Origin of the sequence: Agrobacterium sp. MCAB5, from assembly GCF_052114365.1 — a bacterium.
In the GTDB taxonomy this organism is placed as follows: domain Bacteria; phylum Pseudomonadota; class Alphaproteobacteria; order Rhizobiales; family Rhizobiaceae; genus Agrobacterium; species Agrobacterium tumefaciens.
The window spans coordinates 88,393-101,285 of the sequence record NZ_JBFREP010000002.1 but is presented as its reverse complement, the minus strand read 5'-3'; the positions used below and the strand labels follow the sequence as shown (position 1 = coordinate 101,285).

General features: G+C 60.2%; 9 protein-coding genes. 2 read left to right on the top strand and 7 right to left on the bottom strand.

Annotated elements, in window-relative coordinates:
* Positions 1-12: 12 nt before the first annotated feature.
* The 7 genes from AB4Z23_RS05240 to AB4Z23_RS05210 form a co-directional block, all read right to left on the bottom strand.
* A complete protein-coding gene (locus AB4Z23_RS05240; protein WP_441360018.1) occupies positions 13-1,359 on the bottom strand; it encodes an MmgE/PrpD family protein in 1,347 nt (448 codons plus the stop codon).
* A 4-nt stretch (positions 1,360-1,363) separates the two neighbouring features.
* A complete protein-coding gene (locus tag AB4Z23_RS05235) occupies positions 1,364-2,164 on the bottom strand; it encodes an amino acid ABC transporter ATP-binding protein (RefSeq protein WP_013761605.1) in 801 nt (266 codons plus the stop codon).
* Positions 2,165-2,176: 12 nt separating this feature from the next.
* Positions 2,177-2,959 carry an amino acid ABC transporter permease gene (locus tag AB4Z23_RS05230; protein ID WP_013761604.1) on the bottom strand — a complete coding sequence of 261 codons (783 nt, stop codon included), beginning with the start codon at positions 2,957-2,959 and terminating at the stop codon, positions 2,177-2,179.
* Positions 2,956-3,699 (bottom strand): amino acid ABC transporter permease, encoded by a 744-nt coding sequence (locus AB4Z23_RS05225; protein WP_003510965.1) that lies wholly within the window; start codon positions 3,697-3,699, stop codon positions 2,956-2,958. Before AB4Z23_RS05225 ends, AB4Z23_RS05230 begins: the two co-directional genes overlap by 4 nt.
* Positions 3,700-3,902: 203 nt before the next feature.
* Positions 3,903-4,742, bottom strand: a complete 840-nt coding sequence (locus tag AB4Z23_RS05220) for a transporter substrate-binding domain-containing protein (protein WP_003510963.1) — start codon at positions 4,740-4,742, stop codon at positions 3,903-3,905.
* A 267-nt stretch (positions 4,743-5,009) separates the two neighbouring features.
* A complete protein-coding gene (locus tag AB4Z23_RS05215; protein WP_441360017.1) occupies positions 5,010-7,298 on the bottom strand; it encodes an NADP-dependent malic enzyme in 2,289 nt (762 codons plus the stop codon).
* Positions 7,299-7,458: 160 nt separating this feature from the next.
* Complete coding sequence (locus tag AB4Z23_RS05210) at positions 7,459-8,433, bottom strand: LysR family transcriptional regulator (RefSeq protein WP_025595631.1); 975 nt, start codon at positions 8,431-8,433, stop codon at positions 7,459-7,461.
* A 327-nt stretch (positions 8,434-8,760) separates the two neighbouring features.
* Here AB4Z23_RS05210 and AB4Z23_RS05205 point away from each other — a divergent pair, with 327 nt between their 5' ends.
* On the top strand, positions 8,761-11,190 hold the full coding sequence (locus tag AB4Z23_RS05205) for a glucose/quinate/shikimate family membrane-bound PQQ-dependent dehydrogenase (RefSeq protein ID WP_111795337.1): 2,430 nt from the start codon (positions 8,761-8,763) through the stop codon (positions 11,188-11,190).
* A gap of 267 nt (positions 11,191-11,457) precedes the next feature.
* Positions 11,458-12,888, top strand: a complete 1,431-nt coding sequence (locus AB4Z23_RS05200; RefSeq protein ID WP_025595636.1) for a mannose-1-phosphate guanylyltransferase/mannose-6-phosphate isomerase — start codon at positions 11,458-11,460, stop codon at positions 12,886-12,888.
* The last annotated feature ends 5 nt before the right edge of the window (positions 12,889-12,893 follow it).

Sequence of the window (12,893 nt, the reverse complement as noted above, 5' to 3'; positions counted from 1 at the left end):
ATTTCGGTCGTGTTATATTTGCGTTGCCAGAAGCGCTTCTAGCTTCTTGAGGTCGGTTGCGGTTTTCATGGTCCGCACCAGTGCCGGAATTCCGGCGAATTTTTCATTGCCGCCGGTGGCGTCGGCAAATTTTTCCGTGGGGTCATCAATGCCGGGAAGACCGTCAATACGGCGCGACAGCACTGTGCCATCCTTCTTCGTCACGTCGATGACCACGAAACGGGTGGTAGGATCCGGCGAGAGGCGGCGGGCGGTCTCGTCGTGCCGGCGCGAGACTTTTGCGGAAAGTCCAAGCAGGTCGGCGCGTGCAGGGCGTTCGTCGAAATGGCTGATGCCGAGTGCGCCATCCGTCAGTGCGGCGGCGAAGACATATTCGGCGCTGAAACGCGCATCGATGCCCGTGGCGGGTGTGGCCGAACCCACAAGAGCGGCATCGCCTCCCGGGGGAAAGGTGATGACGACAGTTTCGATTTCATCTGGTGCCAGATCATTGGCGCTGCGCAGTGCAAGCGCACCAACGGCAACAGGGTGGCTGGCGGTGCAGCAGGGAAATGCCTTGAGCGTCAATCCGGGAGAGACGATCTGCCAGGGTGTACCCCAGCCGGACAGGAGCCGTTTCGGCTGTTCCGCGCCAAAGGCGAAGGCGGAATAAAAGCCGATAGGGTTTTCCAGAAAATCCGGCGCACCCTGAAAACCTGATCTTGCCAGCCGCGCGGCGGTGAGGCCAGCGCGTGTCGCAAGCCCGGCATGCAGTGGCTTCGCATCATAACCAAATTGCAGGCGAAGTCCCGCAGACTGCGTGGCGGCAAGGCCGAGTGAGATAGCGGTCGTCTGCGGGGTGAATTTCAGAAGATGGGCAATGGCCGCCGCCGCACCGATGGGGCCGAGGGTCGCGGTGGCGTGGAAGCCATTTTCGTAATGCTTGGTGCCGAGCGACAGGCCAAGCAGCGCCATGGTTTCCAGCCCGACAATATAGGCGGCGATAAATGCATCCGCCGTAGAGCCTTCCTCGACCGCAACAGCCAATAGAGCGGGAACGATGGCGACGGTGGGGTGGCCGCGCACGCTGCCATGGACGTCGTCATAATCCAGCACGTGCCCCGCATGACCATTGATGAGTGCGGCGGTGAATGCATCCGTGCGCAGATCATGGCCGACAATGCCCGCCGTGCCGGATGTGCCTGACGTAAAGCTGTCGATGAGGATTTTCGTGCTTCGGTCGGAAGCGCCACCCAGCATACAGGCAAAAAAGTCGATCAGCGCCGTGCGGGCGATCGTCACAGCCTCTTCGTCGCGGAGCGGATCAGAGGCGGCGATGGCTTCTGCCAGATGAAGGGTGAGTTTTTCGTCGGCGGGCATGGCGTCAGATCCCTTCGCCGTCGGCGACCCGTGCCACCTGTCCGCCGAGACCCTTTACGAAGGCGTTGATACGCGGATTGGTCGACTTGTAGAAGATGTGCTCCGGCGTGCCCTGATCAACGATCAGGCCGTTTTCCGTGAAGACGATATTGTCGCTGATTTCCTCGGCGAAGCGCATTTCATGGGTCACGAGAATGCTGGTCATGCCGTCATTGACGAGATCGCGGATGACGGCGAGCACTTCGCCCACGGTTTCCGGATCAAGTGCGGAGGTAACTTCGTCGAACAGTACCAGTTCAGGCCGCATGGCAAGCGCGCGGGCAATGGCCACACGCTGCTGCTGGCCGCCGGACAGCTGACCGGGATAGGCATCCACCTTCTGCGACAGGCGGACTTTTTCCAGCAATTCGCGGGCATGACGCTCGGCTTCCGCCTTCGGCGTGCCGAGGATTTTAATCGGCGCGATGGTGATATTTTCCATGACAGTCAGATGCGGGAAGAGGTTGAACTGCTGGAAGACGATGCCGATGCGCTTGCGCAGCGTTATGCGCTCAGCTTCCGTTTTCAGCTGATCGACGCGGGTGCCCCCCACGGTGATCTTGCCAGATTGCGGAATGAGCAGGCCGTTGATGCAGCGCAGGATCGTGGATTTGCCCGAGCCGGAAGGGCCGATGATGGAGACGGCGTCGCCCTTGTTGACGGTGAGATCAATGCCTTTGAGCACTTGATTGTCGCCGAAAGACAGGTGCACGCCTTCCAGTTCAACCAGAGCTTTGGCGGCGGTTTGGGGGGCGGATGCGGACATGGTGTATTCCAATCAGCGGGAAGCGAAGCGCCGTTCAAGGCGCTGCGTGAAACGGGACACGGGATAGCAGAACAGGAAGAACGCCATCAGGACGGTGAGATAGACCACGACGGTGAAATCGTTGCGCTGCACGGCGGTGCTGGCATCGGTTGCGGCGTGGAGAAGCTCATGCACGCCCACCAGCGAGGCAAGCGCCGTGCCCATGGTGATGGAGGCGTAAAGGTTCATCCACGGCGGCAGCGAGCGCTTCACGCATTGCGGCAGGATGATCCAGCGCAGCGTCTGGTTGCGCGAAAACCCGAGGCCCTGCGCCGCTTCCCATTGTGCGGTGGGAATGGACTGGATGGCGCCCCGGGTGATTTCGGCGATGTGGGCGCTGGCCGGAATCGCAAGCCCGACCACGGCCTTGATCCAGTCTGGAAACGGAATGTAGTTGCCGAAGGCGACGATCTCGAAGGGGAAGATGTAGGTCGCGGCGAAAATCAGCACCAGATGCGGGGCGTTGCGGAAGATTTGCACGTAGGTGAGCGCCGGCGCCCGCACGAGGCGATAGGGTGCAAGCTCCATGATGCCTAGCACGACGCCGATGATGGTGCCGATGGCAATCGCCAGGATGCTGATCAGCACATTCATGGCAAAACCCTTGCCGAGATAGGGCAGCCATTCCAGCAGCACCTGTCCGAGCGAGGGATCGAGAACCAGCCACAGCACGACAGCAACCAGCACGCCGCACAGAAGAATGGTGCCGAAAGGCAGCTTCTTCGCCGCCTGTGTTGGAGAGACCACCGCGCTCATTGACCGAACCCCGGAACCGCAAGACGCCGCTCAAGCCACAGGCCCGCCCTTGCGACGATGAAATTGATGACACTGAAAAAGATGAGGATCACCAGCATCAGTTCGACCACATTGTCGCGCTGCGTCCAGATCAGGATCGAGGCATAGGTGATTTCACCGACCGCAATCGCCGAGCCGACGGTGGTGAGCTTCACCAGATTGATGAGATTGTTGATGATGGAAGGAAGTGCCGTGCGAATTGCCAGCGGAAATTCCACGTAACGTAAAATCTCGAATGAGCTGAAACCGATGGCGCGTGCCGCCTCGATGGTGGTAGCCGGCACCGCCTCGATACCGCCGCGCAAGGCTTCCGCGTGGAAAGCGGCAACGTGCAGGCCGGTGATGGCGACGACCCAGAAGAACGGGGTGAGCGGATTGTTCTGCGCACCGCCGAGCGCGTTTGAAATCAACATGTTGAGCACAAGGAAACCACACATCAGCTGCACCAGCGTCGGCGTGTTGCGCGTCAGTTCCACATAGGCGCGCACCGGACCGGCGAGCCAGCCTTTGCCTGACGTGAGCATGGCGGCGAAAATGAAGCCGAAAACGAGGCTGAGCGGCAGGGTGACGGCGACGAGGATGAGCGTCATCTTCATGCCGTCGAGCCAGATCTGAACCTCGTAGCCGCTGTTCAGAAAGTCATAGTTGAGGCCTATATGCGCGGCCAACTCTATGAAACGCGCTGTAAATCCATCCTGCATCGGATATCCATGCTGTTGTCGCGGCTGCCGCCCGGCAGGCGGTGCCAGAATGACCTGTCTTGCTATAAAGCAGAAAAGAACGGCGGGCGAAACCGGCCGTTCTCAGTGGTGAGGGGAAATCTCCGTGATGGCAGATGCCCCTACGACATGCCGGTCCCCCGGACCAGGTCCGGGGTGACGAAGCAAGCGGGATTGCCCAGCCTTTACTGCGCCGCGGAGAGCTTCGTCTTCTGCTCTTCCATGAAGCCGATGCTCGGCAGGCGGTTGGCCTTCGCGAATTCGATCATTTTGCCGGAAGCGTGCAGCTCCTTGACGATCTTGTCGAGCGCAGCCTGCGTGTCGGCCTCGCCCTTGCGCAGCCAGATGACTGAGTCAGAAGGGATAAGGTCGGTGGGGATCAGGATGCCGTAATCCTTCCACTCATCGGCGCGGTCCTGAAGCATTAGGCTCAGCGTGCCGTTGACGTGCACGGAGACATCGCAATTGCCGCCCTTCAGCGCGAGCAGCGATTCCGGCTGGCTCGGCAACGCCTTTACCTGCGCGCCATATTGCTCGATCAGCGGCTGGGTGTAGTTGGAGCCCTGCGATACGCAGGCAATCTTGCCCTTCAGGTCCGGCCAGTCCTTGATGCCCGAGTCCTTTCGACCAATGGCTGCGCCGCCCTGGCGGTCATAGGGGGTGGGCACGTAATCGAGCGTTTTGGCGCGCTCTTCCGTGTACTGCATGTTGGCGATCAGAATATCGACCTTGCCCTGCTGCAGGAACTGCACGCGGTTGGGCGGGGTCACGGTTTCGGTCACCAGCTCCACACCGAGACCGGCGGCCAGCGCCTTGGCGACGTCGATGTTGAGGCCCTTCTGCTCCTGCGTCTTCGGATCGATGAAGCCGAAAGGCGCGCCGGACAGGATGACGCCGACGGTGAGCTTGCCGCGACCCTTGATACGGTCGAGCGTCGCATCCGCGTGAGCGGCGGTGGCCATCGAAGCGATGACGACGGTTCCGGCGATGAGTTTTGCGGCAAATCTGGAGAAGGAGAGGGCCATGGGTATTTCCTTTTGGTTGTGGGTGGAAACTACATGAGGCGTCCGTCGAGAGCGAGAATTGGCGTTGCGCAAAAAATCGTATAAATAAAATCGTGTTCCAATAAGTTCTCTGGTGAGAAAAAATAACCTAATAATTTGAAATCGTAGAATCTTGTTCTTACGGTGCCGGGGTTCGGCGCTTTGGCATATCCTCGCCACGAGGCGAGGATATGCTGGCTATGCTTGGGCATTTTGAGCGCCCTTCTCCCGAAGAGCGCTCCCATATCGTTACCGACCGGCGTTATAGGCCGCGATCGCCGCCATATTGACGATGTCGCTGTCCTTGGCACCCATCGAGGTGATCTGCACCGATTTGTCGAGGCCGACGAGAAGCGGGCCGATGACGGTCGCGCCGCCCAGTTCCTGTAGCATCTTGGTGGAGATCGAGGCGGAATGGATGGCTGGCATGACCAGCACGTTGGCCGCACCGGAAAGGCGGGCAAAGGGATACTGGCTCTGCATGCGATGATGGTTCAGCGCCACATCGGCCGACATTTCCCCGTCGACCTCAAAATTGACGTTGCGCTTGTCGAGGATTTTCACCGCTTCGCGCACCTTGTCGGAGCGTTCGCCAACCGGCTGGCCGAAGGTGGAATAGGCGAGCATCGCTACACGCGGTTCGTAGCCGAAACGGCGGGCGAGACCGGCTGCTTCTTCGGCGATATCGGCAAGGTCTTCGGCAGACGGCATGTCGTGCACGGCGGTATCTGCCACGAAGACCGTTCGGTTGCGCGACACGACCAGCGAAACGCCGATGACACGGTGGCCGGGTTTGGTGTTGATGCAGCGGCGGATATCCTCGAGCGCCGTGGAATAGTTGCGGGTAACGCCGGTGACTACGGCGTCCGCATCGCCCATCGCCACCATGCAGGCGGCGAAATGGTTACGGTCGTTGTGGATCAGGCGCTGCACGTCGCGCAGCAGGAAGCCGCCTCGCTGCAACCGCGCATAGAGATAATCGACATAGGCATCGACGCGGCTGGAAAGGCGGGCATTGGTGATCTCTATATTGGCGCGGTCGAGATCGATGCCGGCACGCTCTGCATTGGCCTTGATGATGTCGTCACGGCCGAGCAGGATGGCGGAGCCAAGCCCCTGCGCGGTAAACGAGATCGCTGCGCGCATCACCTGTTCTTCTTCCGCTTCGGCGAAAACGACCCGCTTCGGAGAGCGGCGCACACGCTCGTAAAGGCGCTGCGTGGTCGACGCCATGGGGTCGCGACGGGCGGAAAGCTCGCGGGCATAGGCATCGAGATCGGGCAGTTCGCGGCGAGCGACGCCGGTTTCGATGGCGGCCTTGGCCACGGCCACCGGAATTGCCGAGATCAGGCGCGGATCGAAGGGAACGGGAATGATATATTGCGATCCGAAGCGCGGGCGGTTGCCCTGATAGGCGGCGGCCACATCATCCGGCACATCCTCGCGGGCAAGATCGGCCAGCGCCTGTGCCGCGGCAATCTTCATTGCGTCGTTGATCTGGCTTGCACGGACATCGAGCGCGCCGCGGAAGATATAGGGAAACCCGAGGACGTTGTTGACCTGGTTCGGATAATCCGAACGCCCGGTCGCCATGATGGCGTCATCGCGGATGCGGGCGACTTCTTCCGGGGTGATTTCCGGGTCAGGGTTGGCCATTGCGAAAATGATCGGCTTTGGCGCCATTGAGCGGATCATCTCTTCGGTGAAGGCACCCTTCTGCGACAGGCCGAAGACGACATCCGCGCCCTTCATGGCCTCAGTCAGCGTGCGGTTGTCAGTCTTTACCGCATGGGCGGATTTCCACTGGTTCATGCCTTCGGTGCGTCCCTGGTAGATCACGCCCTTGGTGTCGCAAAGCGTGATGTTTTCGGGGTTGAAACCCATGGCCTTGATGAGGTCCATGCAGGCGATGGCAGCAGCACCTGCGCCGTTACAGACGAGCTTCGTCGTCTTGAAGTCTCGGCCTGTCAGTTCGATGGCGTTGATGAGACCGGCGGCGGCGATGATGGCGGTTCCGTGCTGGTCGTCATGGAAAACGGGAATGTCCATCAGCTCGCGCAGGCGGCTTTCGATGATGAAACATTCCGGCGCCTTGATGTCTTCCAGATTGATGCCGCCGAAAGAGGGGCCAAGGTAACGCACGCAATTGATGAATTCGTCGGCGTCTTCGGTATCAACCTCGAGATCGATGGAATCCACATCCGCAAAGCGCTTGAACAGAACGGACTTGCCTTCCATGACAGGCTTGGAGGCGAGCGCACCGAGATTGCCGAGACCGAGGATCGCCGTGCCGTTGGAGATCACTGCCACCATGTTGCCGCGTGTCGTATAATCGTAAGCGGTCGCCGGATTTTCGGCGATGGCTTTCACCGGCACGGCCACTCCAGGCGAATAGGCAAGCGACAGATCCCGCTGAGTCGCCATCGGCTTGGTCGGGGTGATTTCCAGTTTCCCCGGTCTGCCTTGCGCGTGGAAATCCAGTGCTTCCTGATCTGTAACCGATGTTCTGGGGCTGGCGGGCTTCGTCGTGTCGGACATGGGCTGAGTGTGCTTTCGTGTCGATAACAGTGCAAAAATATCCGTCGTTGTTATTGTATTTTTCGCGCGCGTGCCAAGCGTTGAATGTTGTTCAGTGCAGCAAATTTAGCCGTGGCGAAATTTGTGGCCGATTCAATCGATTAAGTGCGTATTGTCGGCATTATAGGTGGGACTGGTAGGCCTGCCGTACCATATTCACGAAGGCCTCCACGTGGAGGGCAAGCGGACCGCGTCTGACGACCAGCACGCTATCTGACCAGGCATCGGCGCTTTCGAGCGGCACACCTGTGATGCCCCTTGTGGAGCGCACGGTGCTTTCCGGCAGAATGGAAATTCCTGCGCCAGCTTCCACGAGGGCAAGGATGGTGTTGACGTTGGCGATGCGCATGCCGATTTCCGGCTCACAGCCTGCATCCTCGAAAAGGGAAAGCGCGCTGCTGCTGAGCCCCAGGCCGATCTCGTCCACCGGCAGCAGCAGTTTTTCCTGCACGATATCGCCAACCGAAACTCTGGGGCGGGAGGCGAGCGGATGGCGCTCCGGCAGGGCGACGCACAGTTTGGAGCGGTCGAAGGGCATGGCCCGCAAGCTCTGCGGCAATTGGGGCAGGGGTGCGCGAATGAAAGCGACGTCTGTCTTGCGCGTCGCCACCTGCTCGATCAATTGTTCCATCGTCATGCCGGGCAGGAGTTCAAGCGTCACCTCCCTGTGGTCGTTGCCATAGCGGGTGATCAGCGCCGGCAATTTTCGTTCCGCCATCACGCTGGTGCCGAAGCCGATGCGCAGCGTGCCGAGCTGGCCGCGCCTGATCTGGTGTGCCTTTTCCAGCGCGCCCTTGGTGCGGGCAAGAATTTCCTCCGCATCGAGCAGCATCGACTGCCCAGCCGGCGTAAGTTCCACACCACGGTTGACACGGAGGAAAAGCTTGAAGCCCAGATTCTCTTCCAGTTGCCGGATACGCTGCGTTACGGCCGGTTGGGCGATGCCCAGCTGCAAAGCGGCCGCGCGGAAATTTTTGGCCCTTGCGGCTTCCACAAAAATGGCGAGCTGGCGAATATCCATCGGCGGAGAGGTCTTTGTGTTGTAGGTGTTGATATGGTATAAGCGCAGCTTATCAAAAATGCCCGTCTTGCGCATTGTCATCTTGTCGCAGGCGACGTTATACCGCACCGAGGTTTCGGTCGCCCAGTGCCCGCATGCGGGCCTCTGCGATACGAACTTGGGAGGATTTGTTCGAGCACATTGTCCGCCGTCCATTGGGGCCGGCGATAAACTGCAGTGAATGGGTCAAAATGACAGTCACCACGGAAGTCTCCCCCACCATTGTTCCCCATTTCGCCTCGTCGCCTTCAGCGCATCTTCGCTCAGCCGTAAGTGCGGCGGACTGTCTGGCCTGGGCCGGGCATTGAAAGATCATAGGGCGTCAGCCTTCGCGGCGGCTCTCCTAACCGGATATTTAATTTCATGAGTAAACCAGCAACCTCAACGTCGCTTGCAGCCAGATTATGGCTCTTCGTGCTCGGCGCTGTCATTGTCGCTGCGGGACTGTTCTTCGCCATTGGCGGCGGGCAGCTCGCAACACTCGGCGGCAGCCTCTATTTCGTCTTGGCGGGTATCGCGCTGATCGTCTCCGGCTTGCTTATTCTCCTGCGCAAGCCTGCCGGCGCGCTTCTGTTCGGCCTTGTCTTCATCGTTAGCGGTGTTTGGGCAGTGTGGGAAGCCGGACTGCACTTCTGGCCGCTCATCTCCCGCCTGCTGGCGTTGGGCGTGGGCGCCACGGTGGTTGCGCTCTCCTATCCGCTGCTGCGGCGCGCGGCTGGCAAGACGCCCGCTTACGGCGCTTCCTTTGCCCTTGCTGGCGTTCTGGCCATCGCGTCCGCTGCCGGTTTTGCCGGCATGTTCGTGCCGCATCCGACCGTCGCCTTCAAGGGTGAGGTTGCTGCACTGACGCCGGTAACGCCGGAAAAAGAGCAGAAGAACTGGGAACATTACGGCAATACGGCGGGCGGCAGCCGCTTTGTTGCGCTTGACGAAATCAACCGCGATAACGTCAAGAACCTTGAGGTGGCATGGACCTATCGGACCGGCGACATCCCGATCAGCCCCGGCGCGAACGGTGCGGAAGATCAGGAAACGCCGCTTCAGGTCGGCGACACCGTGTTTGTGTGCACACCGCACAACAATGTCATCGCGCTCGACGCCGATACCGGCGCGCAGAAGTGGAAGACCGAAATCAACGCCAAATCCACCGTCTGGATGCGTTGCCGTGGTCTCGCCTATTTCGATGCCAAGGCGCCGCTGAAGCAGCCGACCGCTCCGGGCGCAACGCCTGTCACCCCGGCGATCGTAGCCGACGGCGCGCTTTGCCAGCGCCGCATTCTCATGAACACCATCAACGCGGAACTCATCGCGCTCGATGCCGACACCGGCGCGTTTTGCCCGGATTTCGGCACCAATGGCCGCGTCGATCTGAAGATCGGTCTTGGTGATGCGCCGGACCCGCAATATGTGCTGACATCGGCCCCCACACTGGCCGGCACCACCGTCGTGGTCGGCGGACGTATCGCTGACAACGTACAGGTGGATATGCCTGGCGGCGTGATGCGCGGTTTCGACGTGGTGACGGGTGAGCTTCGCTGGGCTTTCGATCCCGGCAACCCTGAAATCACCAAACTGCCGCCCGAGGGCCAGACCTACACCCGTTCCACGCCGAACGTCTGGGCATCCATGTCCTACGATCCGGAGCTGAACACGGTCTTCATGCCGGTGGGCAGCCCCTCGGTCGATCTTTATGGCGCGACGCGCACACCGCTCGATCATAAATACGGCGCTTCCATGCTGGCGCTCGATGCCACGACCGGCCGCGAAAAGTGGGTCTACCAGACGGTTCATAACGACCTATGGGACTTCGACGTGCCGATGCAGCCGAGCTTCATCGATTTCCCGAAGGCTGATGGAACGACCGTTCCGGCTCTGGTCTTCGGCACCAAGGCCGGTCAGATCTATGTGCTGGACCGGGCGACTGGCCAGCCGCTGACCAAGGTGGAAGACGTTCCGGTCAAGGCCGGCAACATTCCGAACGAGCCATATGCACCAACGCAGCCGCGTTCGGTGGGCATGCCGCAAATCGGCGCGCAGACGCTGACGGAAGCCGATATGTGGGGTGCCACCCCTTTCGATCAGCTTCTGTGCCGTATCGCTTTCAAGGGCATGCGTTATGAAGGCCTCTATACGGCGCCGGGCACGGACCTCTCCCTCGCCTTCCCGGGCTCGCTCGGCGGCATGAACTGGGGCGGCATCTCGACTGACCCGACGACCAACACAATCTTCATCAACGATATGCGCCTCGGCCTGTGGATTGAGATGAAGGAAGCTGCTCCCACCAAGGCAACGGCAAGCGGCGGCGAAAGCGTCAATACCGGCATGGGCGTCGTTCCCATGAAGGGCACGCCCTATGCGGTGAACAAGAACCGTTTCCTGTCTGCTCTTGGCATTCCCTGCCAGGCTCCGCCCTATGGCTCGATGACTGCGATCGACATGAAGACGCAGCAGATCAAGTGGCAGGTTCCTGTCGGCACCGTTGAGGATACCGGTCCGCTTGGCATCAAGATGGGTCTGCCGATCCCGATCGGCATGCCTACGCTCGGCGGAACGCTTGCCACCCAGGGCGGTCTCGTCTTTATCGCCGGCACCCAGGATTATTATCTGCGCGCCTTCGATACGGCGACCGGCAAGGAAGTCTGGAAGGCCCGCCTTCCTGTCGGCAGCCAGGGCGGCCCGATGAGCTACAAGTCTCCGAAGACAGGCAAGCAATATGTCGTCATCTCGGCCGGCGGTGCACGTCAGTCTCCTGACCGTGGCGACTACGTGATCGCTTACGCGCTGCCGAACTGATCCTGACAGGTCATCGCTCTGAAAACGGAAATCCGGGCCATTCGCCCGGGTTTTTCTTTGCGGCCTGTCAAAGCCACTGAACTACCTTTGCGCGGAACCTCACCCTGTGGGTTGCGTTAGCAAAACGGGTCCGACATTCACCAAGCTTTCACAAGGCGAACTTATGAGCTTGCGCTTATCCGCCCGTGAATCGATGATGGCAGCATTGGTAAATATGTATATTGTCCGGCCCGCCGGGAATTTTTTAAAGTTGGAAAGGTTTTTATTGTGACGGAACAATCTCGAAAGATCACGCCGGTTCTTCTTGCTGGTGGGGCGGGATCACGGCTTTGGCCGGTATCGCGCGATCAGTTGCCCAAGCAGTTCCAGCCGCTGGTCGGCAATCTTTCGACCTATCAGCAGACACTGACGCGCGTGGCCGACAAGGCGCTTTATGCCGAGCCGCTGGTGATCACCAACGAGGATTTCCGCTTCTTCGCCCGCCGCCAGGCTGAGGAGATCGATCTTCCGGCGACGGTGGTTCTCGAACCCGCCCGCCGCGACAGTGCCGCCGCCATGGCCGCTGCCGCCGTGCTGGCCGAGCGCCGGGAGCCGGGATGCCTGGTGCTGGCGCTCGCCGCCGACCATGTGGTGCTGGATGCCGACAAATTTTCAGAGTCCGTGAGGCTTGGCGCCAAGGCCGCCGATCAGGGCAATATCGTCGTTTTCGGTCTGGTGCCAACCGAGCCGCGCACCTCTTACGGCTACATCAAGCCTGGTGAAGCAATTGATGGTGAGGCTGACCTGAGCATCGTCGAGGCATTCGTGGAAAAACCGGATGTGAAGACGGCAATCTCCTATCTGGAGAAGGGGTATCTCTGGAACTCCGGCAACTTCCTGTTTCGTTCCGACGTGATGATTGCCGAACTCAAGGCATTCGCGCCAGAGATTCTTGCGGCAGTAACGCAGTCGGTCGAACAATATGAAAGCGACCTTGGCTTCGTGCGCCTGCATCAGGCGAGCTTCGAAGCCTCGCCGAAAAACTCCATCGACTATGCGGTGATCGAGAAGACCAAGCGCATGGCGGTGGTGCACGGCCATTTCCGCTGGTCGGATATCGGCAGCTGGGACGCGATCTGGGAAATCGCCGACAAGCACGGCAACGACAATGCGCTCGAGGGCGACGGCGTCTTCATCGATTCCGAGGGCTGCCTGATCCATTCCACGCAATTGCTGACGACCGTGGTGGGGGCAAAGGATCTGGTGGTGGTGGCCACCAAGGATGCGGTTCTGGTGGTGCCGAAAAACCGGGTGCAGGACGTGAAGGGCCTGGTGGAGACACTGAAGGATGGCGAACACGCGCCGCGGACGCAAGCGCACAGGCGAGTGTATCGTCCATGGGGTTACATCGAACATATGTATGTGGACGAGCGCTACCGCGTGGGCCACATCACGGTTGATCCTGGCCACCGCATCTCGTTCCAGAAACACTATCACCGCTCGGAGCACTGGATCATCGTCAAGGGCACGGCAACCGTAACGATTGGCGACGAAACCCGGCTGCTGACGGAAAACCAGTCCGTCTATATCCCGATTGGTCAACCGCACCGGCTTGCCAATGAGGGGCAGATTCCACTTGAGTTGGTCGAAATCCAGACCGGCGCCTATCTTGGCGAAGACGACGTCATCCGCATCGAGGATGATTATAAGAGGCATTAGGACTG

Bases quoted from the DNA above. Each gene is read 5' to 3' on its own strand.
- AB4Z23_RS05215 (WP_441360017.1), bottom strand. From the start codon at position 7,298: ATGTCCGACACGACGAAGCCCGCCAGCCCCAGAACATCGGTTACAGAT.
- AB4Z23_RS05230 (WP_013761604.1), bottom strand. From the start codon at position 2,959: ATGAGCGCGGTGGTCTCTCCAACACAGGCGGCGAAGAAGCTGCCTTTC.
- AB4Z23_RS05235 (WP_013761605.1), bottom strand. From the start codon at position 2,164: ATGTCCGCATCCGCCCCCCAAACCGCCGCCAAAGCTCTGGTTGAACTG.
- AB4Z23_RS05240 (WP_441360018.1), bottom strand. From the start codon at position 1,359: ATGCCCGCCGACGAAAAACTCACCCTTCATCTGGCAGAAGCCATCGCC.
- AB4Z23_RS05205 (WP_111795337.1), top strand. From the start codon at position 8,761: ATGAGTAAACCAGCAACCTCAACGTCGCTTGCAGCCAGATTATGGCTC.
- AB4Z23_RS05225 (WP_003510965.1), bottom strand. From the start codon at position 3,699: ATGCAGGATGGATTTACAGCGCGTTTCATAGAGTTGGCCGCGCATATA.
- AB4Z23_RS05210 (WP_025595631.1), bottom strand. From the start codon at position 8,433: ATGCGCAAGACGGGCATTTTTGATAAGCTGCGCTTATACCATATCAAC.
- AB4Z23_RS05220 (WP_003510963.1), bottom strand. From the start codon at position 4,742: ATGGCCCTCTCCTTCTCCAGATTTGCCGCAAAACTCATCGCCGGAACC.